This window comes from Phenylobacterium sp. VNQ135 (assembly GCF_049445735.1).
GTDB lineage: Bacteria > Pseudomonadota > Alphaproteobacteria > Caulobacterales > Caulobacteraceae > Phenylobacterium.
Map to the genome: position 1 here is coordinate 584857 of NZ_JBMSDS010000002.1, position 26229 is coordinate 611085.

A 26229-nucleotide genomic window follows, 5' to 3' on the forward strand; every position below is an offset into this window, starting at 1 on the left:
AGGGCGCCGCACCGTCCGAACATGAGCACCAGCAAACGCAAGTTCCTGGTCGTGGCCGACGGCACGCCGGAATTCCAGGCGGCCCTGCGCTTCGCCTGCCGCCGCGCCCGCTCCACGGGCGGGCACGTCGCGCTGCTGAAGGTGATCGAGCCCGCGGTCTTCGAGCACTGGTCGGGCGTGCGCGACGAGATCGAGCGCCAGCAGCGCGAAGAGGCGGAGGCCGAACTCCAGGACTCCGCCGGCCTGGTGCTGCAGGAGACCGGCCTTCCGCCGGAATTCCTGATCAAGAACGCCGACAGCGTGCGGGTCGCACTTCGTCAGGTCCTCACGGAGGACGAGGACATAAAGATCCTGGTGGTCGCCGCCGCCGTCGGCGGGCGCGGTCCGGGCGCCCTTGTGGCCTCGATCGCCAAGGACGGCGTGAAATGGGGCGATCGCAAGGTCCCGGTCACCATCGTCCCCGGCGACCTCACCGACGCGGAGATCGCCGATCTGGCTTAGGCTCGGAGACGTGCGGAACTTGCGTTGGAACCCAGGGGACGCCACATCTGACGCATGTTCATCCAGACCGAAGCTACGCCCAATCCCGAGGTCCTGAAGTTCTTGCCCGGCAAGACCGTCCTGGGCGAGGGTACGCGCGATTTCCGCTCGACCGACGAGGCCCAGGCCTCGCCCCTGGCGGCGGACATCTTCGACATCGAAGGCGTGCAGCGGGTGTTCTTCGGCCCCGACTTCATCACCGTGGGCAAGCACCCGTCGTTCGACTGGCCGCACCTCAAGGCGCCGGTTCTGGCGGCGATCATGGATCACTTCACCTCGGGCCGCCCGATGTTCGCCGAAGAGGGGGAGCAGTCCGGCGGCCACGACGAGGGCGTGTACGAGGGCGAGACCGCCCAGATCGTCGCCGAGATCAAGGATCTGCTGGATACCCGAATCCGCCCCGCGGTCGCCCAGGACGGCGGCGACATCCTCTTCCACAAATTCGAGCCCGACACCGGCGTCGTGTGGCTCAACATGCGCGGCGCCTGCTCGGGCTGCCCCTCCTCGACCGCGACCCTGAAGGCCGGCGTCGAGAACATGCTGAAGCACTATGTGCCGGAAGTGACCCGCGTGGAGCAGACGCTGGGATAGCCTTCCCGCCGCGCCTCCCATCCGCTAACCCCGCCCGATGATCGCTCTGGGGCTCGACACCTGCCTGAACGCCTGCTCGGTGGCCGTGGTCGACGGCGAGCGGGTGCTGGCGCACCGGTCCGAGGTGATGGCGCGCGGCCACCAGGAGCGCCTGGCTCCGATGGCCGAAGCCGTGATGGCCGACGCCGGGCTCGCTTTCCCCAGACTGCAACGGATCGGCGCCACCGTCGGGCCAGGCTCCTTCACCGGCCTTCGCGTCGGCGTGGCCTTCGCCAAAGGTCTGGCCTCCGCCCTGGCCATCCCGACGGCGGCTGTCGGCGTGCTGGAGGCGCTTGCGGCCGAGGCCGACGGCCTCGTGGCCGCCGCCGTCGACGCTCGCCGCGAGCAGACCTATCTGCAGGTCTTCGACGCCGGACGCGCGCTGATGGCGCCTGACGTGCTGCCGATCCCCACCGCCGCGGCCCGGCTCGTGGAACTGGCTCAGGGCCGGCCGCTGAGCCTGGTCGGCTCGGGGGCTCCGCTGCTGGCCGACATCGCGCCCGGCGCCATGGTCCTTACGCCCGAGGGCTGCGACGCCCGCACAGTGGCCCGGCTCGCCGCCGCGCGCGCCGCCGGACCGCTGAAGCCGCTCTACCTGCGCCCGCCCGACGCCAAGCTGCCCGGCGGCCGGTCACCCAAATGAACCTGCGCCGAGCCGAGGCCTACGACGCCCCGCTGATGGCGACGATCCACGCCCAGGCCTTCGACCGGCCCTGGGACGCCGCGGCCTTCGCGGACCTGCTGGCGGGGTCCGGCGTCTTCGCGCTGCTCGCCTTCGACGAGGATGCGACGGGTCTCGTGCTTTGCCGCGCGCTGGCGGGCGAGGCCGAGGTCCTGACCGTCGCCGTGCCGCCGTGGGCGCGCCGGCGCGGCGTCGCCAAGGCGCTGCTGACGGGAGCCTTGGGCTTTGCGCACGAACTCGGCGCGGCGGCGGCCTTCCTCGAGGTGGACGTCGACAACCGTCCCGCCATCGGGCTTTACGAGGGCCTGGGGTTCGAGCGGGCCGGGCTGCGGAAGGCGTATTACGATCGCGGCGCTGCAGGCCGCGCCGACGCCCTGGTCATGCGGCTCGACCTTGGAACGCAAGGCCACTAGACCTATCCTTGGTCAAAGCAGTGGAGGCTCCGTGGCGGACCGCATCGAGAAGCTCTGTGTCGACAAGGGCATGCGCATGACTGAGCAGCGCCGGGTGATCGCCCGCGTGCTCTCGATGTCCAGCGACCACCCGGACGTGGAAGAGCTGCATCGCCGCGCCCATGCCGTCGACCCGCACATCTCGATAGCCACCGTCTACCGGACGGTTCGGCTGTTCGAAGAGGCCGGGATCATCGATCGCCTCGATTTCCGCGACGGGCGCTCGCGGTACGAGGAGCACACCGATGATCACCACGACCACCTCATCGACATGAAGACCGGCAAGGTGGTGGAGTTTGTCGATCCCGAGATCGAGGCCCTTCAGGAGGCCATCGCGCGCAAGCTCGGCTACAAGCTCGTGGACCACCGCCTCGAGCTGTATGGCATGCCCATCGAGGACTAGTCGCCTTGCGTAGGGGCTCCGCCGACCCCATAACGCCCGCCATGTCCGAGACCGCGCCCGCCAAGCGCCTCTACATCAAGACCTACGGCTGTCAGATGAACGTCTATGACAGCGAGCGCATGGCCGACGTCCTTGCGCCGCTGGGCTATGGCATGACGGACGATCCCGCGGCCGCCGACCTGGTCGTGCTGAACACCTGCCACATCCGCGAAAAGGCCACCGAGAAGGTCTATTCCGAGCTCGGAAAGCTGCGCGAGATGCGGGACGAGCGGCTGTCCGAGGGCGGGTCGCGCATGACCATCGCCGTGGCCGGCTGCGTCGCCCAGGCCGAGGGCGAGGAGATCATGCGCCGGCAGCCTGCGGTGGACCTCGTGGTCGGACCCCAGGCGTACCACCAGCTCCCCGAGCTGATCGCCCGCTCCCACCGCGCGCGCGGCGAGCGCCTGGCCGCCGACTTCGCGCCGGACGAGAAGTTCGACACGCTGCCCAGCGACCGGCGGCCCACGGGCGTCAGCGCCTTCCTCACCGTCCAGGAAGGTTGTGACAAGTTCTGTACGTTCTGCGTGGTGCCCTACACGCGCGGCGGCGAATGGAGCCGGCCCCCCGACGCCATCGAGGCGGAAGCGCGTAGTCTTGCGGCGCAGGGCGTGCGTGAGGTCACCCTGCTGGGCCAGAACGTCAACGCCTACGGCGGCGAGGGCGGCTTGGCGGGTCTGGTGCGCCGGCTGGCGACGATCCCAGGCCTCGACCGGATCCGCTACACCACGAGCCATCCTCGCGACATGGACGAGGCCCTGATCGCCGCTCACGGCGAGGTGGAAGCCCTGATGCCGTACCTGCACCTGCCCGTGCAGGCCGGTTCGGACAAGATCCTGCGGGCGATGAACCGAACCCACACGGCGGAAAGCTACGTCCGCGTGGTCGAGCGCGTCCGCGCCGCGCGCCCCGACATCGCGTTGTCAGGCGACTTCATCGTGGGTTTCCCGGGGGAGCGCGAGAGCGACTTCGAGGCGACGCTGCAGCTCGTGCGCGAGGTGGGCTACGCCAGCTGCTTCTCGTTCAAGTACTCGCGCCGTCCCGGCACGCCGGCCGCCGCCCTGCCGGGCCAGGTGCCCGAGGAGGTGAAGGAGGAGCGGCTGTCGCGGCTGAACGCCCTGCTGGACGAACAGCGGATGGCCTTCAACCAGGCCCAGACCGGGCGCACGCTGAAGGTGCTGTTCGAGAAGGCCGGCCGCCATCCCGGTCAGCTGGTCGGCAAGAGCCCCTATCTGCAGGCGGTGCACGTGACGGCCCCGGATCGGATGCTCGGCGAGATCGTTCCGGTGAAGGTCGAGAGCGCCGCCCAGAACAGCCTGGCGGGCGTTGTGGAACTGGAGACGGCTTGAGCCGAGCGCCTGAATTCATCGCCCTGTCGGACGCCGCGGTGCGCGCCGTCGCAGGGGCGAACAGCCGCCATGCGGCGCTGATCGAGGACGCCTTCGGCGTGCTGGTCGAAACCCCCGGCGGCGGCGTGTCGCTGAGCGGGGACACCAGGGCCCGCGGGCAGGCCAAGAAGGCGGTCCATGCGATCGCCGACCGCGCCGACCAGGGTCTGGAGGTCAATGAGGCCGACGTCCGCGTCGCCATCGGGCAGGCGCGCACGGGCTCCGGCGCGCCCGGAGCCGCGCCCCTGCCGGTGGGTCGGCGAGGGCAGGTGGCGCCGAAGACGGCGACCCAGGCGACCTACCTCCAGGCGCTGGCTGCCTGCGAACTGGTCTTTGGCCTGGGACCCGCAGGCACCGGCAAGACCTTCCTCGCGGTCGCGCACGGCGCGGGCATGCTGCTGCAGGGCGCAGTCGACCGGCTGATCGTGTCGCGGCCGGCCGTCGAGGCCGGGGAGCGGCTCGGCTTCCTGCCCGGCGACATGAACGAGAAGGTCGACCCCTACATGGCGCCCGTGTGGGAGGCGCTGACCGATATCCTCGGCGCTGAACAGCTCCGCCGTCGGCGCGAGAAGGGCGAGATCGAAGTGGCGCCCATCGCCTTCCTGCGCGGTCGAACGCTGAGCCACGCCTTCGTCATTGTCGACGAGGCGCAGAACGCCAGTCGCGCGCAGATGAAGATGGTGCTGACCCGGCTGGGCGAAGGCTCGCGCATGGCGGTGACCGGCGACCCGACCCAGATCGACCTGCCGAACCCGGCCGACTCGGGTCTCGCCCACGCGGTGAGCCTGCTGGACGACGTGAAGGGCATCGGCGTGGTCCGCTTCTCGTCGGAGGACGTCGTGCGGCATCCGCTGGTGGAGCGGATCGTGCGCGCCTACGATGCCGACGCCGCGCGGCGCGGGCGGACCGTTTGATCGACATCGAAGTCGAGGACGGGGCCTGGACGGCGGCGCTCGCGGACGCCGAGGCCCTGACGCGTCGGGCCGCAACGGCCGCGCTGCTGAGCGAAGGCGCCGAGGGCGAGGGCGTGAGCCTGTTGCTGACCGATGACGCCACGGTCCAGGCGCTGAACGCCCGCTTCCGCGACCAGGACAAGCCGACGAACGTGTTGTCCTTTCCCGCGCCGCCGAACCCGGAGAAGCATCTGGGCGACGTGGCCCTGGCGTTTGGCGTCTGCGCCCGGGAAGCGGTGGAACAGGGCAAGCCGCTCGCCGATCACCTGCAGCATCTGGTGGTGCACGGCGTCTTGCACCTTCTCGGATACGACCACATGAGCGAAGATGAGGCCGAGGCCATGGAAGGCCTCGAGCGCGTCATCCTGGCCGGACTGGGGATTTCCGACCCCTATGCGGCCAGCGAGGGAGAGCATGACTGACCTCGACCCATCGAGTAGGCGCGGCCCGGGCCGACGGCGCGGGCTGATGGCGTTCATCGATTTCTTCCGCCGGAGCGCCGATGGGGCGACCGACGTGACGCCCGAGCCGGAAACGGAGGGGGCGGGCGAACTGGTCAGCCAGGCCCGCGCCTTCCAGGACCTGCGCGTCGAGGACGTGATGAAGCCGCGCGCGGACATCGTGGCCGTCGAGCGCAGCAGCACGTTCTCCGAGGTGGTCGCCCGTTTCGTCGAGGCCGAGCACAGTCGCATGCCGGTCTACAAGGACACGCTGGACGAGCCGGTGGGCGTCGTCCACGTGAAGGACGTCTTCAAGCTGCTGGCCCGCAAGACCCGCAAGCCAAAGCCCGAGGACCAGATCCTGCAGGGCCGTTACCAGCTCGTCCGCAAGGTGCTGTACGTGCCGCCGTCGATGGCTGCGGCCGAACTGCTGGCGCTGATGCGCACCCGGCGGACCCACATGGCCCTCGTGATCGACGAGTTCGGCGGGACCGACGGCCTCGTGACCCTGGAGGATCTCCTGGAGAAGCTGGTGGGCGAGATCGCCGACGAGCACGACGAGGAGGGTGACGCCGGCTTCACGCCCATCGTCGAGGACGACGAGGGCTGGATCGCCGACGGGCGCGCGCCGCTTGAAGAGCTGGAGCAGGCGATCGGCGACGGCGTGGACCTCGCGCCCGAAGACCTGGACGAGGAAATTGAGACCGTCGCCGGCCTCGTGAACGCCCTGGCGGGCCGGGTGCCGCAGAAGCGTGAGCGGATAGACCACCCCGATGGCTTCTCCATCGAGGTGCTGGCCGCCGATCCACGGCGGGTGAAACGCGTGCGGGTGCGCCGCGCGCCCGCCCCGGCCTCCGCCGAAGCCTGAGCTTCCGTTGCGCAGCGCCTGGCTTCTCCGTCTATGGGCCCTGCTGGGCGGCCTTGGCGCCGCCCTCGCCCATCCGCCCTTCGGCCTGCTGCCGGGCCTGCTGGGCTATGCCCTGATCCTGCGAGCGCTGGAGGTGGACGACGACCGACCGCTGCGTTCGGCCTTCTTCCGCGGCTGGCTGGCCGGTCTCGGCTACTTCGGCCTCTCCACCTGGTGGATCGTGGAGCCGTTCCTGGTCGACGTGAAGGCGCACGGCTGGATGGCGCCCTTCGCGTTGGTCGCCATGGCCGGCGGGCTGGCGCTGTTCTGGGGCGCGGCCGGCCTGCTCTATCGGGCGATGAAGCCGGAGGGCGCCTGGAAGGTGCTGGTCTTCGCCGGCGTCTTCGCCGCCTTCGAATGGCTGCGCGGCCACGTGCTGACCGGCTTTCCGTGGAATCTGCCGGGCGAGGCGTGGCGTGCGGGCGGCCTTCCGTCACAGGCCGCGGCGCTGGTCGGCGCCTACGGGCTCAGCTGGATCACCCTGGCCCTGGCGGCGACCCCTGCCCTGGTCGCCCTGAAGCTCGGACGAGGCGCCAGGATCGCGGCGCTGGCGCTGGCCGGCATCGGGCTGGCGGCGCTCTACGGCTACGGCTGGAGCCGTCTCGAGGGCGCGCCGACCTCGAACGCCCGGGCGGACGCACCGCGCATCCGCGTGGTCCAGGCCGACATCGATCAGAAGGACAAGTGGAAGCCCGAGAACCTCCGGCTTATCTTCGAAGCCTACAGCGGCCTAAGCCGGCGACCCGCGGCGGCGGCGCCCGACATCGTCGTCTGGCCCGAGGGCGCCCTGCCGGCGGTGATCGACGATCTCATCGCCCCGGGTTCGGTCTATGGCCCGCTGCTGGTCGACACGCTGCAGAACGGCCAGACGCTGCTGATGGGCGCGAACCGGGCCGAGGTCACGCCCGCCGGCGAAGCGCGCTACTTCAACAGCCTGGTGGCCTTCCGGCGCGAAGGCGGCGGACTGCGCGTCACCGGCGTCTACGACAAGCACCGCCTGGTGCCCTTCGGCGAGTATCTGCCGCTGGGCGAGGCCGCCACGAAGCTCGGCATCCGCAGCCTGGTCCACATGCCGGAGGACTTCACCGCCGGATCGCCCCCACGCCCGCTCGCGCCCGCCGGCACGCCCGCCCTGCAGCCCCTGATCTGCTACGAGGCCCTGTTCCCGGGCTTCACCCGCGCCGGCGCGCAGCGGGACGCGGTCCGCCCCGCCTGGATCCTGAACATCTCGAACGACGCATGGTTCGGACGCACAAGCGGACCGCTGCAGCATCTCAACATCGCGAGCTACCGCGCCATCGAGGAGGGGCTGCCGATCGTGCGCTCGACGCCCACAGGCGTTTCGGCCGTGATTGACGCCTATGGGCGGATCGTCCCGGGCGCGAGCTTGGGCCTTGGCGAATTCGGGGTGCTCGACGCCCCGCTCCCCGCCGCTCTGCCGCCGACGCCCTTCCACAGGTGGGGCGACGGCCCCTTCGCCGTCATGCTGGCGCTGTCGGCGCTGGCGTGGATCATGAGCCGCGTTCATCGACCGTGATTATGTGACGCAGCCCCCGTCGGTTGCGATTTTCGGAAGCTTCGGTATGGGGCGTCCATGAACAGCTTCCCTGACGTAGACCGCGACGCGCCGAACCCCGTGGACCGCCACGTGGGCTTGAGAATCCGCATGCGGCGCAAGGAGTTGGGCATGAGCCAGGAGCGTCTGGCCGAGTCCATCGGCCTGACGTTCCAGCAGGTCCAGAAGTACGAACGGGCGACCAACCGCGTCAGCGCCTCCAAGCTCTGGGAAATGGCCCGCGTGCTGCGGACGACGGTCGGCTACTTCTACGAAGGGCTGAACGATGCTCCTGGGGCTGCGCCGGCTCAGCCGGAACCTGTCCAGGACTTCCTGCTGTCCAGCGAAGGCCTGGAGTTGGCTCAACTCTTCCCGCGGATCCCGCAGCCCCGGGTGAGGCGGAAGATCCTCGAACTCGTCCGGGCGATGGCCGAGGCGTCGGAGGCGGTCGGAGCCTGAGTCCCAGGGCGACGGCCGCTTGGCGGGACATAAAGATTTCTTTATAGGCTTCTCGACCTCCTGCCAGGCCGCCTGGATGCGCGGCCGATCCAAGCCCCGGAGCTAAGCGTCTTGAGCCGTTCGAACTACATCTTCACCAGCGAGGCCGTGTCCGAGGGCCATCCCGACAAGGTGGCGGACCGCATTTCGGATACCGTCGTCGACGCCTTCCTGTCGGTCGAACCCGAGGCGCGCGTCGCCTGCGAGACGCTGGTGACCACCAATCGCATCGTGCTCGCGGGCGAAGTCCGCGCGGGCAAGCCGGGCGGCTCGAAGGCCGAGAACAAGGCGCTCACGAAGGAGATCGTGAAGTCGCTGGAGCCGAAGGTCCGCGCCGCGATCAAGGACATCGGCTACGAGCAGAAGGGCTTCCACTGGCAGAAGGCGAAGTACGCCTGCCACCTGCACGAACAGTCCGCCCACATCGCTCAGGGCGTGGACGCCTCGGACAAGAAGGACGAGGGCGCCGGCGACCAGGGCATCATGTTCGGCTACGCCTCGGACGAGACGCCCGAGCTGATGCCGGCCACCCTGCAATACTCGCAGAACATCCTGAAGCGTCTGGCCGAGGTCCGGAAGTCGGGCGAATGCGCCGTGCTGGAGCCGGACGCCAAGAGCCAGGTCACCATCCGCTACGAGGACGGCAAGCCGGCCGAGATCCTGCAGATCGTCGTTTCCACCCAGCACAAGAAGCGTCTCGGCGACCAGATCGCCACGCCGAAGCGCCTGGCCGAAGTGATCAAGCCGTATGTCCTGCAGGTCGTGCCGGAAGGCCTGATCACCCGGAAGACCAAGTGGCACATCAACCCGACCGGCCGCTTCGAGATCGGCGGGCCGGACGGCGACGCGGGCCTCACCGGCCGCAAGATCATCGTCGACACCTACGGCGGCGCGGCCCCGCACGGCGGCGGCGCCTTCTCCGGCAAGGATCCAACGAAGGTGGACCGCTCGGCCGCCTACGCCTGCCGCTACCTGGCCAAGAACGTCGTCGCCGCCGGCCTCGCCAGGAAGTGCACGATCCAGATCAGCTATGCGATCGGTGTCGCCCAGCCACTGAGCTTCTACGTCGACCTGCACGGCACCGGTGAAGTCGATCCGGCCCAGCTGGAGAAGGTGCTCCCCGAGCTGATCGGCGGGGCGACCCCGCGGGCGATCCGCCAGCACCTGGGGCTCAACCGCCCGATCTATGCGCGGACCGCGGCCTACGGCCACTTCGGCCGCACGCCCGACAACGAAGGCGGCTTCTCCTGGGAAAAGACCGACCTCGTCGAAGACCTGCGCAAGCTGGCCTGAAGGGGGAGCCCGCTGTAGAGCGGGCGCCATGTCGGACAATCACCCGCCGCTCCGGTCGTTCGGCCGGATCAAGTCGCGCGTCATCAAGCCTCGCCAGGCGGCGCTGATGGACAGCCTGCTGCCGTCCATTCGCCCGCCGGAAGGGCGGTTCGCCCCCATCGACCTGATGCCGGGCGCCGCGGAGGCGTGGCTCGAGATCGGCTTCGGCGGCGGCGAGCACATGGCCGCGCAGGCCTCGCGCCGTCCCGACGTGCTGATCGTCGGCGCCGAGCCGTTCCAGAACGGGGTGGCGAGCGCGCTGCGCCACATCGACGAGCAAGGCCTGCAGAACGTCCGCGTCCACGACGGCGACGTGCGCGAGCTGATCGCGCGGATGCCGGACGCCAGCCTCGACCGGGTCTTCATCCTGTTCCCGGACCCGTGGCCCAAGGCGCGGCACAACAAGCGCCGGCTGGTGCAGGCGGAGACGGTGGCCGAGCTGGCTCGGGTGCTGAAGCCGGGCGGAAAGCTCCGCTTCGCAACCGACTGGGCGGACTATGCGGACTGGAGCCTGGAGCGGATCCTGAACGACGGCCGCTTCCAGTGGAGCGCGGCGCGCGCGGACGACTGGCGGACCCCGCCGGCCGACCACGTCACCACCCGCTACGAGGAGAAGAAGCTGGGCGACTGCGCGCCCGTCTTCCTCGACTTCGTCCGCACCTAGCCCTTGTAGGCCTCGATGGAGGTGCGGATCAGTTCCGCGGCCTCTTCCGGATCGGCCCAGCGCACGATGTCGACGCTCTTGCCCTTCTCCAGGTCCTTGTAGTGCTTGAAGAAGTGGGCGATCTGCTCGGTCAGGATGGCCGGCAGGGCGCGCCAGCTGTCCACGCCGGCGTAGAACGGGTGCAGCTTGTCCACCGGCACCGCCAGGATCTTCTCGTCGCCGCCGGCCTCGTCACGCATGATCAGCGCGCCGATCGGGCGGACCCGGATGATGGCGCCCGGCACCACAGGCGTCGGCCCCACCACGACGACGTCCATCGGGTCGCCGTCGTCGGCGAGCGTGTGCGGGATGAAGCCGTAGTTGCCCGGGTAGTACATCGCCGTGTGCAGGAAGCGGTCGACGAAGATCGCGCCGGACTCCTTGTCCAGCTCGTACTTCACCGGCTCGCCGCCCTGCGGGATCTCGATGATGGCGTTGACGTCGTACGGCGGGTTCTCGCCGACGGGGATCTTGGAGAGGTCCATGGGGAGATGGCCTTGGTCAGAGTGACACACAAAGAGGCGGGCTCTGTGGGCGATGCGCGGGCCCGAGTAAAGGGGCGGCGCGTCAAATGAAGCGGCGCCGCAGCAGCCTTTTGGAGAGGGCTTCCAAGAACGCCGGCCGTCCGCTATATTCGGGTCCAACATCGCTGATCGCGCTGGATAGCGCCTTCAAGCGGCGGGCTCCGGCCCGACCGCTTTTTTCTTTGCCGGAGGCCTGGGCCTTTCATGCGCGGGAAGACCGCCGAGGACCTGAAACTGCTGGAGATGCTCGATCCCGTGGCCGAGGCCGCGGGCTACGAGATCGTGCGCATCCGCCTGATGGGCGGCGAGCGCAACGTGCGGCGCCTGCAGATCATGGCCGAGCGGCCCGAGGACGGGGACATGAACGTCGAGGACTGCGCCAAGCTGTCCCGCGCCGTCTCCGAGGTCCTGGACGCCGCCGACCCGATCTCGGGCGAGTACACGCTGGAGGTCTCGTCGCCCGGCGTCGACCGGCCGCTGACCCGGCTGAAGGACTTCGACACCTACGAGGGCTACGAGGCGCGCCTTGAGCTCGACCGCCTGGCCGAAGGCCGCAAGCGCTTCCGCGGCGTGCTGGCCGGAACCGAGGACGGCCAGGTGGCCATCGACCTGGAAGGCGAGGAGGAGACGGCGCTCGTCCCCTTCGCCTGGATCATCGAGGCCAAGCTGGTGCTGACCGACGAGCTGATGAAGCGGGGGGCCGAGATGCGCGCCGCCCGCCTTTCCGACGAACAACAGACTTCCGAGTAGAGGAACGACCCCATGAGCCTGACCGGCATCTCCGCCAACCGGCTTGAACTCCTGCAGATCGCCGAGGCCGTGGCCCGCGAGAAGGCGATCGACAAGGAGATCGTCATCGAGGCGATCGAAGAGGCGATCCAGAAGGGCGCCCGCGCCCGTTACGGCGCCGAGCACGACATCCGCGTGCACATCGACTCCAAGACCGGCGAGACCACGATCAAGCGCGTGGTGACCGTGGTCGAGGACGACGCCCAGTTCGGCGGTGGCGTGGACGAAGCCGGCAACGAGCTGCCGTTCGAGGAGCCGCCGGGCATCCTGCGTCTCTCGGACGCCAAGCGCCGCGACAAGGACGCCTTCGTGGGCAAGGTCTACGAGGAGCTGCTGCCGCCGTTCGAGTTCGGCCGGGTGCAGACCCAGATGGCCCGCCAGGTGGTGATGGGGAAGGTCCGCGACGCCGAGCGCGAGCGCCAGTACGAGGAGTACAAGGACCGCGTGGGCGAGATCGTCAACGGCACGGTGAAGCGAGTCGAGTACGGCAACGTCGTCGTCGACCTGGGCCGCGGCGAAGGCATCATGCGCCGCGACCAGTCGATCCCGCGCGAGAACTTCAACATCGGCGACCGGATCCGCTGCTACATCTACGACGTCCGCCGCGAGACCAAGGGCCCGCAGATCCTGCTGAGCCGCGCCCACGGCGGCTTCATGGCCAAGCTGTTCGCCCAGGAAGTGCCCGAGGTCTATGACGGCGTCATCGAAATCCGCGCCGTGGCCCGCGACCCGGGCTCGCGCGCGAAGATGGCGGTCATCTCCAACGACAGCTCGATCGATCCCGTCGGCGCCTGCGTCGGCATGCGCGGCAGCCGCGTGCAGGCGGTGGTGGCCGAGCTGCAGGGCGAGAAGATCGACATCATCCAGTGGAGCCCGGACGACGCGACGTTCATCGTGAACGGCCTGGCGCCGGCTGAGGTGTCCAAGGTCGTCATGGACGAGGAGGACGAACGCGTCGAAGTCGTCGTCCCCGACGAGCAGCTGTCGCTGGCCATCGGCCGCCGCGGCCAGAACGTCCGCCTCGCCTCCCAGCTGACCGGCTGGCAGATCGACATCATGACCGAGAGCCAGGAGAGCGAGCGCCGTCAGCGCGAGTTCACCGAGCGCACGGCCCTGTTCCAGGAAGCCCTGGACGTGGACGAGGTCATCGCCCAGCTGCTGGTCACCGAAGGTTTCGCCACCGTGGAAGACGTCGCCTATGTGGACGCCTCGGAAGTGGCGGCCATCGAAGGCTTCGACGAGGACACGGCCGAAGAGATCCAGACCCGCGCCCGCGAGTACCTGGACAAGGAAGCCGCCGAGTACGACGCCAAGCGCCGCGAGCTCGGCGTGGACGACGCGCTGCTCGAGATCGAAGGCGTCACCCTGCCGATGGCCGTCGCCCTGGGGGAGGGCGGCATCAAGACCGTCGAGGATCTCGCCGGCCTGGTGCCCGACGACCTGCGCGGCTGGTTCGAGACCAAGAACGGCGAGCGCGTGCGCGAGCCGGGCATCCTCGAGAGCTTCGGCCTGGACGCCCAGGACGCCGAGCTGCTGATCATGCGCGCCCGGATCGTCATGGGCTGGGTGGAAGCGCCGGAAGAGCCGGAGGTCGAAGAGGCTGCGGAAGGTGAGCTCGAAGGCGAATTCGCCGAAGCAGAACCGACCGCCGAAACCTTTGCCGAGGCTGAGGCCGCCGGCGAAGCCCGCGACGCTTAGGACGGGTGAGGTGACCGACCATGGAGCCATCCGCCGCTAAGGCCCCGTCCACCCTCGCCGAAGCGTCGCGCGAGCGGCGGGACATCGTGTCCGGCGAGGTGATGGAGGAGGCGCGGCTGATCCGCTTCGTGGTCGGACCGGAGGGCCAGGTCGTGCCCGACCTGGCGCGCAAGCTGCCGGGCCGTGGCCTGTGGGTCGCCGCCGATCGTGCGTCCGTGCAGACGGCGGCGAAGAAGGGGCTGTTCGCCCGGGCGGCCAAGGCCAAGGTGACGGCCTCCGCCGATCTGTCCGATCAGGTCGAAATGCTGCTGAAGCGCCGGCTTTTGTCGGCGCTGGGCCTTGCGCGGAAGGCCGGCGACATTACTTCCGGCTTCGAGAAGGTCTCCGCGACAATCCAGGCCGGCAAGGCCGCGTGGCTCATCGAGGCGCGCGACGGCGCCGCCGACGGCCGCCGCAAGATCATGGCGGTCGCGCGGAAACAACAGCCGCAGCCGCGGGTTTTCGGCCTTTTCGCCGCCGAGGAATTGGGTTTGGCCTTGGGCGGCGAGAATGTGATACACACCGCCTTCCTTGCGGGGCGAGCCGCCGAGCGCTGGGCCGAAGACGCCAGGCGCCTGGAGGGGTTCAGTCCGCTCCTTCCTGAGGATTGGCGCGAGGAGCCTGCCGAGGCGAAGCGGGAGCCCTGAGGTTTCCGCCTCGAACTGTTTGAAGACGTTGGTCGGGATCCGCCCGGCTGCTGAGTAAAGCGAGCGAATGAGCGACGAGAACAATAACGGCCGTAAGCCCCTGACCCTGAAGCCGCGCGCCGCGGGTTCGGTCAGCTCGGGCACCGTGAAGCAGAGCTTCAGCCACGGCCGGACCAAGACGGTGGTTGTGGAGACCAAGCGTGCGCGCCCGCACGCCGGACCCAGCGGCAATCTCGCCGCGCCGTCCGCCGCCGAACGTCGCCAGTTCGATCCGAAGCCCGCCGCGCCGTCCGCGCCGCAGGCTCCGCGCGCGCCGCAAGCCGGCGCCCCGAACGACGGCCTGTCGGCCGAGGAACGCGCGGCCCGCCAGCGCGCCATCGAACTCGCCCGGCAGCAGGAGGCCGACCGCCGCGCCCGCGAGGAACGCGCCCGGGCCGAGGCCGAAGCCGCCCGCGCCGCCCAGGCCGCGAAGGCGGCGCAAGCCGCCCAGCCCGCCGCTCCGGCTCCGCAGGCTTCGGCTGCGCCGCAGGCTCCCGCAGCCCAGGCTCCCGCGCCCCAGGCGCCCCAGGCCTCGGCTCCCCAGGCTCCGGCGCCGCAGGCTCCGGCCGCCCCGCCGCCTGCCCAGGCCGCTGCGCCGCCGCCGCGCGCCGAGGCTCCTGCTCCCGTGGCGGGCAACCAGACCCGCACGTACCAGCCTTCGCGCGATCGCCGCGACGATCGGCCGACCACCACCACCTATCGCCCCGAACGGCCGTCGGGCCGCTTCGAAGGCGCGACCTTCAACCAGCGCGCGCCGCGTCCGGACCAGGACCGGGGCCCGCGTCCGCCGCGCCGTGACGACGATCGCGGTCCGCGCCCCGGCGGCGATCGTGGCGACCGGCCGCAGGGCGCCCGCCCCGAAGGCGGCACCGTGCGCTATTCGGCCCTGGCGCCGCGTCCGGCCCCCGGCGGCCCTCGCGGTCCCGGCGGCCCCGGCGGCCCCCGCGGCCCGCGTCCGGGCGCCGCCGCGCCGCCGGCGACGCCGGAAATCCAACGCGCCACGCGCTCGGCCCCCCGTCCGGGCGGCTCGGTCGTGGACCGTCGCGACGACGACGACCGTCGCCGCGCCAACGATTCCAAGGGCGCCATCAGCCGCGCCAAGGGCGCGCCGAACCGGCGCGAAGGCCGCCTGACCATCCAGGCGGTGGCGGGCGACAGCGAGGGCGCCGAGCGGATGCGTTCGCTGGCCTCGGTCCGCCGGGCCCGGGAGCGCGAGCGTGAGAAGCGCAAGGGCGGCGTCCAGGAGCAGGCGCGCGTCGCCCGCGAGGTCGTCATTCCCGACGTCATCACCGTGGGCGAGCTGGCCAACCGGATGGCCACCCGCGGCGTCGAGATCATCAAGTTCCTGATGCGTCAGGGCGTGATGCTGAAGATCAACGACGTCATTGACAATGACACCGCCGAGCTGGTGGCCACCGAGTTCGGCCACACCGTGAAGCGCGTGTCGGAAGCCGACGTCGAAGAAGGCTTCATCGGCGCCGAGGACATCGACGATCACCTGGAGCCCCGGCCCCCGGTCGTCACGGTCATGGGTCACGTCGACCACGGCAAGACGTCGCTGCTCGACGCGCTGCGCTCCACCGACGTCGTCTCGGGCGAGCACGGCGGCATCACCCAGCACATCGGCGCCTATCAGGTGCGCCTGGAGAACGGCCAGGCCGTGACCTTCCTGGACACGCCCGGCCACGCCGCGTTCTCGGCCATGCGCATGCGCGGCGCGAACGCCACGGACATCGTCATCCTGGTGGTGGCGGCGGACGACGGCGTGATGCCGCAGACGATCGAGGCCATCAATCACGCCCGGGCCGCGGGCGCTCCGATCATCGTGGCGATCAACAAGATCGACAAGCCGGGCGCCGACCCGACCCGCGTGATCAACGAGCTGCTGCAGCACGAGATCGTCGTGGAGAGCCTGGGCGGCGACACCCAGGCCGTCGAGGTCTCGGCGACCGAGAAGATGGGCCTGGACGACCTGATCGAGGCGATCCTGCTGCAGGCCGAAGTGCTGGACCTGAAGGCCAATCCCGACCGCACCGCGGACGGCATGGTCATCGAGTCCAAGCTCGACAAGGGCCGGGGCGCCGTGGCGACCGTGCTGGTGAAGCGCGGCACGCTGAAGCGCGGCGACATCGTCGTGGCCGGCCCGAACTTCGGCCGCGTCCGCGCGCTGCTGAACGAGCGCGGCGAGCAGCTGGCCGAAGCGGGCCCCTCGGTGCCCGTGGAGATCCTGGGCCTGGACGGCACGCCCGATCCGGGCGAGCCCTTCGCTGTCGTGGAGAACGAGGCCCGGGCGCGCGAGCTGACCGAGTACCGCGTCCGCGTGAAGCGCGAGAAGACCGGCGCGCCGGTCCAGGGCGCCTCCCTGGCCGACATGATGGCCAGGCTCGCCGACAAGAAGGTCTCCGAGCTGCCGGTCATCATCAAGGCCGACGTGCAGGGCTCGGCCGAGGCGATCGTGGGCTCGCTGGACAAGATGGCCACCGACGAGGTCCGCGCGCGGATCATCCTGTCGGGCGCCGGCGCGATCAGCGAGAGCGACGTGATGCTGGCGAAGGGCGCAGGCGCCCCGATCCTGGGCTTCAACGTCCGCGCCTCGAAGCAGGCCCGCGACCTTGCCGAGCGCGAGGGCGTGGAGATCCGCTACTACGCGATCATCTACGACCTGCTCGACGACATCAAAGGCGTGCTCTCGGGCATGCTGGCGCCGATCCAGCGCGAGACCTTCCTGGGCAACGCCGAGGTCCTGCAGGCCTTCGACATCACCAAGGTCGGCCGGGTCGCCGGTTGCCGGGTCTCGGAAGGCGTGGTCCGCAAGGGCGCGCGGGTCCGGATCGTCCGCGACGGGGTCGTCATCCTGGAGCTGGGCGTGCTCAAGACGCTCAAGCGCTTCAAGGACGAGGTCAACGAGGTGCCGGCCGGCCAGGAGTGCGGCATGGCCTTCGAAGGCTTCCAGGACATCAAGGCCGGCGACACGATCGAGTGCTTCAACCTCGAAGAGGTGAAGCGGTCGCTCTAGCCGACGCCGCTCTGACGGATACGGAGCCCCGGGGACCTCTCCGGGGCTTCTTCGTTTCAGGCGCCCGCCACGAAGGGGCGGAAGACCAGGCGTTCCGTGGTCAGGATCGGTTCAGCCACGGGAGCGTGTTGTAGCGCCGTCCCGCGCGTTATGTCAGGTGAGGCGGATAAGGAGGCCCGAAGGCTTTGCGCACCATCCTCATCAGCCTGCTGGCTCTGGCCCTGGCGTCGTGCGCCTCCGTGCGCAAGCTCGACGCGGCTAACGACGTGCATGCGCTGCTGATCGCCATCCGCGACAACGACCAGGCGGCGTTCGACGCCCACGTGGACCGCGCGGCGCTCAAGCGCGAGATCGAGCGGCGCGTGGTGGCCGAGGGCGCAAAGGACAAAAGGCTGGGCGGACTTGCGGCCATCCTCGCGCCGGGCCTGGCGGAGCTCGCCGGCGAGACGCTGGTGCAGCCCAGCGTTTTCAAGGCGGTCGCCGAGCACTACGGCTACACGCCGCGCACCAAGATCCCCGGCCCGCTGGCCATCTCCCAGGCCCTGCGGCCGGTCCCGGACGGGCGCATCTGCGCCACGCGGAGCAAGGATGGCCCCTGCCTGCTCTACTTCACCAAGGGACCGGACGGCCGCTGGCGGCTGTCGGGCTTCGAAGGCGAAGTGAAGGACTTCAAGCTGAAGGTCTGATCGCGCTAGGCTCGTCTCCGGGCACGGGAGGACGGGCATGGGCTACGAGGCGGCGCTCTCGGCGTACGACAGGTTCAGCTTCCGCCACGGGCGGTGGACGCGCGAGGTCTATCGCCGGGGCTCGGGGCCTGCGGTGATCGTCATCCACGAGATGCCTGGCCTGCATCCGCAGGTGATCCGCTTTGCCGACCGCATCGCCGAGGCGGGGATGACGGTCTTCTGCCCCGTGCTGTTCGGCGTGCCGGGACGGCCGGCGGAGCATCCGGCCAGCGTGTTGACCATGCTGGGCGGCCTGTGCGTGCGGTTCGAGTTCAACGCCTGGCGGGCGGGGCGCTCGAGCCCGATCACCGAGTGGCTGCGCGCCCTGGCGCGGCAGGCGTACGCCGAGTGCGGCGGCAAGGGCGTGGGCGCGGTGGGCATGTGCTTCACCGGCGGCTTCGCCCTGGCCATGGTCACCGAGCCCTCCGTCGTGGCGCCGGTCGTCTCCCAGCCGTCCCTGCCGCTGGGCAAGGCGAACAGGGCCGGGATCGACGCCTCGGCCGCCGAGGTCGCCTGCGCCCGTCGCCGCCACCAAGAGGAAGGGCTGAAGGTGATCGGGCTTCGCTTCCACGGCGACCCATTCGTGCCGGACGAGCGGTTCGAGACCTACCGGCGCGAGCTGGGCGAGGCGTTCGAGGCGGTGGAGATCGATCCTGCCGACGCAAAGCCGGGAGGCCTGCCGCATCCGCACTCGGTGCTGACGATCAATCTGAAGGAGGACGGCCCCACCAAGGCGGCCGAGCAGAAGGTGATCGCCTATTTCCGGGAGCGCACGGGCGCCTGACGGCGGCCAGGGTGGACTTACCGGCCCCGCGCGCCTAGAAGCGCGCCCTTCGCCTGAGGACGTCCGATCCGTCCCTCGGGTCATGAGGTTCGCAAAGACATGAAACGCCCCCAATCGAAAGGCCCGCAAGGGCCGTCCCAGCGCCAGCTCCGCGCCGGCGAGCTGGTCCGCCACGCGCTGGTGGAGATCTTCCGCGAGGAAGAGATCAACGATCCCGTCCTCGCCGGCGTCTCCGTGACCGTCACCGAGGTGCGCGTGAATCCCGACCTTCGTCACGCCACGGTATTCGTGGAGCCCCTGGGCGGCGAGAACGCCGACGAGGTGGTGAAGGCGCTGAACAAGCACTCGCGCTTCGTCCGCGGCCATCTCGGACGGGCCATCGACCTGCGCTTCACCCCCGACCTGCACTTCCGCCACGACGAGAGCTTCAACGAGGCGGCGCGGATGGCGAAGCTATTCGACGACCCGCGGGTGCGCCAGGACCTGACGCCGCAGCCGCCGTCCGACAGCTGGAAGGACGAGGACTGATGGGCCGCCGCAAGCGCGGCCAGGCGGTCTCGGGCTGGCTGAACCTGGACAAGCCCTATGACCTGGGCTCGACGACGGCGGTCAGCCGGGTGCGGCGGATCTTCGACGCCCAGAAGGCGGGGCATGCCGGCACCCTGGATCCGCTGGCCACCGGCGTGCTGCCCATCGCGCTGGGCGAGGCGACCAAGACCGTCCCGTTCCTGATGGACGCCGACAAGGCCTATCGCTTCACGATCGAATGGGGCCGGACCACCGCGACCTTCGACCGCGAGGGCGAGACGTTGGCGAGCTCCGACGTGCGTCCGAGCGTGGACCAGGTCGAGGCCGTGCTGCCGAAGTTCGTAGGCGAGGTCCTGCAGGTCCCGCCGGCGTTCTCGGCGATCAAGGTGGACGGCGAGCGCGCCTACGACCTGGCGCGCGCCGGCGAGACGGTGGAGCTGGCGGCCCGCCCTGTGCTGATCCATTCGGCGAGAGTGGCGGCCGCGCCCGACGCCGACCACGTGACCATCGAGGTGGAGTGCGGCAAGGGCACCTATGTCCGCGCCATCGTCCGCGACGTGGCCGAAATGCTCGGCGCGTGCGGCCATGTCAGCGAGCTGCGCCGCACCCGCGTGGGGGCGTTCACCGAGGCGAACGCCGTTGCGCTGGATATTCTTGAGGATTTAGGGCATAAGGCCCGCCAATCGGAGGCCCTGCTTCCGGTCGAGACCGCGCTGGACGACATCCCGGCGCTGGCCGTGACCGACGAAGACGCCTTCAGATTGAAGCAGGGACGATCGATCGTTCTCGTTCCCCGACAGGTCGAACAGGTGAAAGCCAGGCTCAGGCCGGGCGAACGCACCGTTTCGGCGATGGCGGGCGGATCGGTGGTGGCGCTCTGCGAGATGCGTGCGGGACGGCTCGAACCCTCGCGCGTCTTCAACCTTTGACCAGAGCGGAGAAACCCGATGTCGATCACGGCGGACCGTAAGGCCGAACTCATCAAGACCCATGCCCGCGGCGAAGCGGACACGGGCAGCGCCGAAGTCCAGGTGGCGATCCTTTCCGAGCGGATTGCGAACCTCACCGAGCACTTCAAGACGCACAAGAAGGACAATCACTCGCGCCGCGGCCTGCTGAAGCTGGTTTCCCAGCGCCGCTCGCTCCTCGATCACCTGAAGAAGTCGGACACGGCTCGCTATCAGGACCTGATCGAGAAGCTGGGTCTGCGCCGCTAGTTGGTTTCCGAGGGCCCGCGGGGAACACCCGCCGGGCCCTCGACACATTTTCCCGCCATGCCTCCGAGACAGGCCGGAGGAGTTCGTGGCGGACCAGGGCGGCCCGGACGCCGGGCGCTCTTTCCATCCGTGAGGGTTCGAACGAAATCCTCGCCCCGCCTGTCTGACTGGAGAGGATTTCGGAAGTCCGACGCCCTGTCCGCCCCCGCCGGGAATACGCCCGCGGGATGAGAAAGAAGCCAAAATGTTCGATATCAAGCGCAAGACCATCGAGTGGGGAGGCAAGACCCTCACGCTCGAAACCGGCCGCATGGCCCGCCAGGCCGACGGCGCCGTGCTCGCCACCTACGGCGAGACCATGGTGCTGGCCACCGCGGTGTATGCCAAGAGCGCCAAGCCGGGTCAGGACTTCTTCCCCCTGACCGTGAACTACCAGGAGAAGTTCTACGCCGCCGGCAAGATCCCCGGCAGCTTCCCCCGTCGTGAGGGCGCGCCCTCGCAGAAGGAAACCCTGACCAGCCGCCTGATCGACCGTCCGATCCGCCCGCTGTTCGTGAAGGGCTTCAAGAACGAAGTGCAGGTCGTCTGCACCGTGCTGGCCCACGACCTCGAGAACGATCCCGACATCGTCGCAATGGTGGCCGCCTCGGCCGCCCTGGTGATCTCGGGCGCCCCGTTCATGGGCCCGATCGGCGCCGCGCGCGTGGGCTATGTGAACGGCGAATACGTGCTGAACCCGACTCTCGATGAGATGAAGGAAAGCGCCATGGACCTCGTCGTCGCCGGCACGGCCGACGCGGTGATGATGGTCGAATCCGAGATCAAGGAACTGTCGGAAGAGCAGGTCCTGGGCGGCGTGACCTTCGCCCACAAGGGCCTGCAGCCGGTGATCGACGCGATCATCGAGCTGGCCGAGCACGCGGCCAAGGAGCCCTTCGACTTCCAGCCGGAAGACACCGACGCCCTCAAGGCCAAGGTGAAGGACGTGATCGGCGCCGACCTGCGGGCGGCCTACCAGATCATGAAGAAGTCCGACCGCCATGCGGCGCTGTCGGCCGCCAAGGAGAAGGCCGTCTCGACCTTCGCCAAGTCGGACGCCAACCCGGACGGCATCGATCCCCTGAAGCTGATCGGCGTCTTCAAGGAGCTGGAGGCCGACATCGTCCGCCGCTCGATCCTGGATACCGGCAAGCGCATCGACGGCCGCTCGGTCGACCAGGTCCGCCCGATCGTTTCGGAAGTGGGCGTGCTGCCCCGGGCCCACGGCTCGGCGCTGTTCACCCGCGGCGAGACCCAGGCGCTGGTCGTGGCCACGCTCGGCACCGGCGACGACGAGCAGCTGATCGACGCGCTGGAAGGCAAGTACTACGAGAAGTTCATGCTGCACTATAACTTCCCGCCGTTCTCGGTCGGGGAGACGGGCCGCATGGGCGCGCCGGGCCGGCGTGAAGTGGGCCACGGCAAGCTGGCGTGGCGGGCCATCCGTCCGATGCTGCCGAGCTACGAGGAGTTCCCGTACACGATCCGCCTGGTCTCGGAGATCTTCGAGTCCAACGGCTCGTCCTCGATGGCCTCGGTCTGCGGCTCGTCGCTGGCCCTGATGGACGCCGGCGTTCCGCTGAAGAAGCCGGTGTCGGGCATCGCCATGGGCCTGATCCTCGAGAGCGACGGCTTCGCGGTCCTCTCGGACATCCTGGGCGACGAGGACCACCTCGGCGACATGGACTTCAAGGTGGCGGGCACCGCCGACGGCATCACGTCCCTGCAGATGGACATCAAGATCGCCGGCATCACCGAGGAGATCATGAAGAAGGCCCTCGAGCAGGCGAAGGGCGGCCGTGACCACATCCTCAACGAGATGAACAAGGCCATGCAGGCGCCGCGCGCCGAGCTGGGCGAGTTCGCGCCGAAGATCGAGTCCATCAAGATCCCGGTCGACAAGATCCGGGAAGTGATCGGCTCGGGCGGCAAGGTGATCCGCGAGATCGTCGAGAAGACGGGCGCGAAGATCGACATCGGCGAGGACGGCACGATCAAGATCGCGGCCGCCGACCAGGCGAAGATCGACGCGGCCAAGGACTGGATCAAGTCGATCGCCTCGGAACCCGAGGTCGGCCAGATCTACACCGGCAAGGTCGTGAAGATCGTCGACTTCGGCGCCTTCGTGAACTTCTTCGGCGCCAAGGACGGCCTGGTCCACGTCTCGCAGATTTCGAACGAGCGTGTGGCGAAGGTCTCGGACGTGCTGACCGAAGGCCAGCAGGTCAAGGTGAAGCTCCTGGGCTTCGACGACCGCGGCAAGACCCGCCTCTCCATGAAGGTCGTCGACCAGGAGACCGGCGAGGACCTGTCGAAGAAGGAAGAAGCCGCGACCGAAGAGGCCTAAGCGCCTCGGACGTCACGGACCGAGTTGAAGGGCGGCCGGAGCGATCCGGCCGCCCTTTTCTTTGTCCAAGAACGAGGCGAAGGCGGAGGAAAGGCCTCCCCGCGATCAGCGCGGAGCGAGGGGCGAAAACCCAAAAGGCCCGCCGTCGCCGGCGGGCCTTTCAGTCTGCTCTCCAGGTCGTCTCAGGTCAGCCGCGCAGCTTGCGCAGCAGGACGTCGATGTCGCGGGCGATGGCCGCGTCCTCGGCCTTCAGGGCCTCGATGCGGCGCACGGCGTGCAGGACGGTCGTGTGGTCGCGCCCGCCGAAGCGCCGGCCGATGTCGGGCAGCGAGCGCGTGGTGATCTGCTTGGCCAGCCACATGGCCACCTGGCGCGGCCGGGCGACCGCGCGGGCGCGGCGCTCCGAGATCAGGTCGGCCTGCTTGAGCGCATAGTGCTCGGCCACGGCCTTCTGGATCATGTCGACCGTCACCTTGCGCTCGGTGACCGACAGGTGGGGCCTGAGGATGCCCTGGGCGTCGTCCAGGGTCAGGCGGGCGATCTCACCGCCCACGCGAGCCACGAGGGTGTTCAGGGCGCCTTCCAGCTCGCGCACGCTGTCGGTGAAGCGGTCTGCGAGGAACTGCAGCACCTCGGGCCGGGCCGAGGGCACGAAGCGGCCTTGGGCGGCCAGGGTCTGCAGCTTGCGCTCCAGGATGCCCAGCCGGAGGTTCCGGTCGGCCGGCTCAATGCCGCAGACGAGGCCCGCCTGCAGGTGCGAGCGCAGGCGCGGCTCCATCTCGGACAGCTCGGTGGGCGAGCGGTCGGCGGTGAGCACCACCCGGCGGCCATCCTCGACGAGGGCGATCAGGGTGTGGAACAGCTCTTCCTGGGTCTGGGTCTTGCCGGCCACGAAGTGGACGTCGTCGATCAGCAGCAGGTCGGCGTTGCGCAAGTCGTCCTTGAACGCCTGGGTCTGCCGGTCCTGGATCGCCTTGACGAAGGTCGTCGTGAACCGCTCGGCGGTCAGATAGACCACGCGCTTCTCCGGCGCGCTCCGCATGGCTTCCCAGGCCAGCGCGTTCAGCAGGTGGGTCTTCCCGAACCCATAGGGGCCGTGGAACAGGACGGGGTTGAAGTGGCCGTCCGCCCAGTTGGCCACGCGGCGGGCCACGGCGAAGGCGAATTCGTTGGCCGGGCCCGACACGAAGGTGTCGAACGAGAACCGCTCCTGAAGGCCCTGCATGCGGCCCTGGCGGGCGGCGACGGGCGCGGCGGCCTCGGCCTCCACTTCGAAGACCTGGGGCGCGGGCTCGGCGTTGGCCGCCGACGGCGCGGGGATGGGCGTATGGGCGGCCATTCCGGCGGATTCCACCTCCATCCGAGATTTCAGGTCCAGGCGCCGACCCAGCGGATCGTTCTGCGCCCACAGTTCACCGATGCGACGCCACGCGTGCCGGCGGATCCAGTCCCGCGCGACGCCGGTGGCGGCGACCACGCACACCTCGTCGCCGGACTCCCGCAACGCGGCCTGGCCCAGCCACGAACCGAACGTGGCCTCTCCCAATTCATGCTTCAGGACCTGGCAAGTCTTCGTCCACACGGCCCCCGCCGGCGCACTTGCCATAGCTCCCGCAGCCCCCCTGCTCGTCATCCCTCTTGACCCCATCGACTTTGCGACGCCATGGCCAGGCCCCGAACCCCCAACCACGGATTTTCTCAACACACACAAGCTCTTATCCGGCGAACACATGTGCTCCGCCGGCGTCCCGCTGTGATCCGCGAGATCATTAAAAGACGCTCGTAAGACCGCTGAGACTAGTCGGGGGCCGTGCCCGGTCAACGGTGATTCTTCGTGCTGTCGACGGATATTTCGGTTGACTCACAAGGAGCCCTTTTGCGGCCAAGGGAAAGGCAAAAAAACCTCTCCGCAAGCTGAGCAGATTTGCCGCAGAGGTCGCACCCGTCGCAGGCGCCCGGTTCAGAAAATGGCCTCGGAAAACCGCCCGAAAGCGCTCGAAAGATGCGCATGAAAATCGGCCGCAGCCGGGCGCCGGCGGGGCGCCTTCCGGCTGTGCGTCACGCACGAAAAAACAGCGTCCGTGGCCGGACGCTGTTTCCGTAAAATCCGAGCGGCGAAGAAGGGGACTGAAGCGTCCCCGTCGCGGCCTTAGGCGGCCGACAGCTTCTTCAGCTGGGCGGCCAGGCGCGAGACCTTCCGCGAGCCGGTGTTCTTGTGCACCACGCCCTTGCTGACGGCGCGCATCAGCTCGGACTGGGCCTGGACGAACGCGGCCTTGGCCGCGCCGGCGTCGCCCGAGGCCAAGGCCTCTTCGAACTTGCGCAGGAAGGTGCGCACGCGCGAGCGGCGGGCGGTGTTCACTTCGGTGCGGCGGGCGATCTTGCGGACCGCCTTCTTGGCGCCGGGCGTATTGGCCATTCGTCTAAGCTCTCGAAACGGATCGCGCCCGACGTGAGCGCCGGGCGGGCAAAATTGGAGGCGCGGATATACGCAAGGGCGGGCTGCGGGTCAACCTGCCTCGGCGTCCTATCGGCCCTTGAAGTCGGGCTTCCGCTTCTCGACGAAGGCCGCCATGCCCTCCTTCTGGTCCTCGAAGGCGAAGAGCGAGTGGAAGAGGCGACGCTCGACGGCCACGCCGGTCGACAGCGTGGTCTCGTAGGCGGTGTTCACCAGCTCCTTGTTCATCATCACCGCCAGCGGCGACTGGGAGGCGATCTTGGCGGCGGCGGCCAACGCCTCGTCCAGCAGCTTGTCGGCTGGGACCACGCGGCTGACCAGGCCGGCGCGCTCGGCCTCGGCGGCGTCCATCATCCGGGCCGTCAGCATCATGTCCATGGCCTTCGACTTGCCGACGAAACGGGTCAGCCGCTGGGTGCCGCCGATGCCGGGCATGACGCCGAGATTGATCTCGGGCTGGCCGAACTTCGCCGTCTCGGAGGCGATGATGAAGTCGCAGAGCATGGCGAGCTCGCAGCCGCCGCCCAGGGCGAAGCCGGAGACCGCGGCGATGATCGGCTTGCGGAACTGCTCGATCCGGCGCGCGGCGGCCGTGAAGAAGTCCAGGGCGAACATCTGGGCGTAGGTCTTGTCCGACATCTCCTTGATGTCGGCGCCGGCCGCGAAGGCGCGCTCCGAGCCGGTGATCACCAGGCAGCGGACCGCCTCGTCGATCTCGGCGGCGTCGAGGGCTTGCGAGAGCTCGCCCAGCAGGGTGCTGTTCAGGGCGTTGAGGGCCTCGGGCCGGTTCAGCCGGATCAGGGTGACGCCCGCGCTGGGGCTCTCGACGATCAGGGTCTCGAAACTCATCTGCCGCTCCT

The 26229-nt window shown here is 69.4% G+C and carries 27 protein-coding genes; 23 read left to right on the plus strand and 4 right to left on the minus strand.

Annotated elements, in window-relative coordinates; all coding sequences use genetic code 11:
- The first annotated feature begins 21 nt into the window (after window positions 1-21).
- From ACO2Q0_RS08680 to trmB, 13 genes are all read left to right on the plus strand, one after another.
- Entirely contained in the window at window positions 22-501 is a 480-nt protein-coding gene (locus ACO2Q0_RS08680; RefSeq protein ID WP_423351096.1) for a universal stress protein, read from the plus strand.
- A 54-nt stretch (window positions 502-555) separates the two neighbouring features.
- Entirely contained in the window at window positions 556-1131 is a 576-nt protein-coding gene (locus ACO2Q0_RS08685) for a NifU family protein (RefSeq protein ID WP_423351097.1), read from the plus strand.
- A gap of 37 nt (window positions 1132-1168) precedes the next feature.
- On the plus strand, window positions 1169-1813 hold the full coding sequence (gene tsaB, locus ACO2Q0_RS08690; protein WP_423351098.1) for a tRNA (adenosine(37)-N6)-threonylcarbamoyltransferase complex dimerization subunit type 1 TsaB: 645 nt from the start codon (window positions 1169-1171) through the stop codon (window positions 1811-1813).
- Window positions 1810-2265, plus strand: coding sequence for a GNAT family N-acetyltransferase (locus ACO2Q0_RS08695; RefSeq protein WP_423351099.1), 456 nt, complete (start codon window positions 1810-1812; stop codon window positions 2263-2265). The genes tsaB and ACO2Q0_RS08695 overlap by 4 nt, the downstream gene beginning before the upstream one ends.
- Before the next feature lie 70 nt (window positions 2266-2335).
- Window positions 2336-2707 carry a Fur family transcriptional regulator gene (locus ACO2Q0_RS08700; RefSeq protein WP_423351590.1) on the plus strand — a complete coding sequence of 124 codons (372 nt, stop codon included), beginning with the start codon at window positions 2336-2338 and terminating at the stop codon, window positions 2705-2707.
- A 41-nt stretch (window positions 2708-2748) separates the two neighbouring features.
- On the plus strand, window positions 2749-4092 hold the full coding sequence (gene miaB, locus ACO2Q0_RS08705) for a tRNA (N6-isopentenyl adenosine(37)-C2)-methylthiotransferase MiaB (RefSeq protein WP_423351100.1): 1344 nt from the start codon (window positions 2749-2751) through the stop codon (window positions 4090-4092).
- A complete protein-coding gene (locus ACO2Q0_RS08710) occupies window positions 4089-5045 on the plus strand; it encodes a PhoH family protein (RefSeq protein WP_423351101.1) in 957 nt (318 codons plus the stop codon). The genes miaB and ACO2Q0_RS08710 overlap by 4 nt, the downstream gene beginning before the upstream one ends.
- Complete coding sequence (gene ybeY, locus ACO2Q0_RS08715; RefSeq protein ID WP_423351102.1) at window positions 5042-5506, plus strand: rRNA maturation RNase YbeY; 465 nt, start codon at window positions 5042-5044, stop codon at window positions 5504-5506. The genes ACO2Q0_RS08710 and ybeY overlap by 4 nt, the downstream gene beginning before the upstream one ends.
- Window positions 5507-5552: 46 nt before the next feature.
- Window positions 5553-6392: a hemolysin family protein gene (locus tag ACO2Q0_RS08720; RefSeq protein WP_423351103.1), complete on the plus strand. Its 840-nt coding sequence runs from the start codon at window positions 5553-5555 to the stop codon at window positions 6390-6392.
- A gap of 7 nt (window positions 6393-6399) precedes the next feature.
- Window positions 6400-7968, plus strand: a complete 1569-nt coding sequence (lnt, locus tag ACO2Q0_RS08725; RefSeq protein WP_423351104.1) for an apolipoprotein N-acyltransferase — start codon at window positions 6400-6402, stop codon at window positions 7966-7968.
- Window positions 7969-8025: 57 nt separating this feature from the next.
- Window positions 8026-8445, plus strand: coding sequence for a helix-turn-helix domain-containing protein (locus tag ACO2Q0_RS08730; RefSeq protein ID WP_423351105.1), 420 nt, complete (start codon window positions 8026-8028; stop codon window positions 8443-8445).
- A gap of 111 nt (window positions 8446-8556) precedes the next feature.
- Window positions 8557-9777 carry a methionine adenosyltransferase gene (gene metK / locus ACO2Q0_RS08735; RefSeq protein WP_423351106.1) on the plus strand — a complete coding sequence of 407 codons (1221 nt, stop codon included), beginning with the start codon at window positions 8557-8559 and terminating at the stop codon, window positions 9775-9777.
- Window positions 9778-9805: 28 nt separating this feature from the next.
- Window positions 9806-10480, plus strand: a complete 675-nt coding sequence (gene trmB / locus ACO2Q0_RS08740) for a tRNA (guanosine(46)-N7)-methyltransferase TrmB (protein ID WP_423351107.1) — start codon at window positions 9806-9808, stop codon at window positions 10478-10480.
- On the opposite strand, the gene ppa is transcribed toward trmB, so the two are convergent.
- Window positions 10477-11004 carry an inorganic diphosphatase gene (gene ppa / locus ACO2Q0_RS08745; protein WP_423351108.1) on the minus strand — a complete coding sequence of 176 codons (528 nt, stop codon included), beginning with the start codon at window positions 11002-11004 and terminating at the stop codon, window positions 10477-10479. The two genes, trmB and ppa, sit on opposite strands and share 4 nt — an antisense overlap.
- A 243-nt stretch (window positions 11005-11247) precedes the next feature.
- On the opposite strand from ppa, the gene rimP reads away from it, so the two are divergent.
- The 10 genes from rimP to pnp all read left to right on the plus strand — a co-directional run bounded on the left by rimP (window position 11248) and on the right by pnp (window position 22911).
- Window positions 11248-11793 (plus strand): ribosome maturation factor RimP, encoded by a 546-nt coding sequence (rimP, locus tag ACO2Q0_RS08750; protein ID WP_423351109.1) that lies wholly within the window; start codon window positions 11248-11250, stop codon window positions 11791-11793.
- Window positions 11794-11805: 12 nt separating this feature from the next.
- Entirely contained in the window at window positions 11806-13530 is a 1725-nt protein-coding gene (nusA, locus tag ACO2Q0_RS08755) for a transcription termination factor NusA (protein WP_423351110.1), read from the plus strand.
- Window positions 13531-13550: 20 nt separating this feature from the next.
- A complete protein-coding gene (locus ACO2Q0_RS08760) occupies window positions 13551-14216 on the plus strand; it encodes an RNA-binding protein (RefSeq protein ID WP_423351111.1) in 666 nt (221 codons plus the stop codon).
- A 67-nt stretch (window positions 14217-14283) separates the two neighbouring features.
- The gene (gene infB, locus ACO2Q0_RS08765; protein ID WP_423351112.1) at window positions 14284-17271 is read left to right on the plus strand and encodes a translation initiation factor IF-2; all 2988 of its coding nucleotides are present in this window, start codon (window positions 14284-14286) and stop codon (window positions 17269-17271) included.
- Window positions 17272-17456: 185 nt separating this feature from the next.
- Entirely contained in the window at window positions 17457-17957 is a 501-nt protein-coding gene (locus tag ACO2Q0_RS08770) for a DUF2939 domain-containing protein (protein ID WP_423351113.1), read from the plus strand.
- Between the two features lie 37 nt (window positions 17958-17994).
- Window positions 17995-18780, plus strand: a complete 786-nt coding sequence (locus ACO2Q0_RS08775; RefSeq protein WP_423351114.1) for a dienelactone hydrolase family protein — start codon at window positions 17995-17997, stop codon at window positions 18778-18780.
- A gap of 99 nt (window positions 18781-18879) precedes the next feature.
- Window positions 18880-19308, plus strand: a complete 429-nt coding sequence (rbfA, locus tag ACO2Q0_RS08780) for a 30S ribosome-binding factor RbfA (protein ID WP_423351115.1) — start codon at window positions 18880-18882, stop codon at window positions 19306-19308.
- Window positions 19308-20237 (plus strand): tRNA pseudouridine(55) synthase TruB, encoded by a 930-nt coding sequence (gene truB, locus ACO2Q0_RS08785; RefSeq protein ID WP_423351116.1) that lies wholly within the window; start codon window positions 19308-19310, stop codon window positions 20235-20237. The genes rbfA and truB overlap by 1 nt, the downstream gene beginning before the upstream one ends.
- Window positions 20238-20255: 18 nt before the next feature.
- Window positions 20256-20525, plus strand: coding sequence for a 30S ribosomal protein S15 (rpsO, locus tag ACO2Q0_RS08790; protein WP_423351117.1), 270 nt, complete (start codon window positions 20256-20258; stop codon window positions 20523-20525).
- Between the two features lie 244 nt (window positions 20526-20769).
- Window positions 20770-22911, plus strand: coding sequence for a polyribonucleotide nucleotidyltransferase (pnp, locus tag ACO2Q0_RS08795; RefSeq protein ID WP_423351118.1), 2142 nt, complete (start codon window positions 20770-20772; stop codon window positions 22909-22911).
- Window positions 22912-23098: 187 nt separating this feature from the next.
- On the opposite strand, the gene dnaA is transcribed toward pnp, so the two are convergent.
- The 3 genes from dnaA to ACO2Q0_RS08810 all read right to left on the minus strand — a co-directional run bounded on the left by dnaA (window position 23099) and on the right by ACO2Q0_RS08810 (window position 26218).
- Window positions 23099-24559, minus strand: coding sequence for a chromosomal replication initiator protein DnaA (gene dnaA, locus ACO2Q0_RS08800; RefSeq protein ID WP_423351119.1), 1461 nt, complete (start codon window positions 24557-24559; stop codon window positions 23099-23101).
- Between the two features lie 501 nt (window positions 24560-25060).
- The gene (gene rpsT, locus ACO2Q0_RS08805) at window positions 25061-25330 is read right to left on the minus strand and encodes a 30S ribosomal protein S20 (RefSeq protein ID WP_423351120.1); all 270 of its coding nucleotides are present in this window, start codon (window positions 25328-25330) and stop codon (window positions 25061-25063) included.
- Between the two features lie 108 nt (window positions 25331-25438).
- Window positions 25439-26218 (minus strand): enoyl-CoA hydratase, encoded by a 780-nt coding sequence (locus ACO2Q0_RS08810; protein ID WP_423351121.1) that lies wholly within the window; start codon window positions 26216-26218, stop codon window positions 25439-25441.
- Between the last annotated feature and the right edge of the window lie 11 nt (window positions 26219-26229).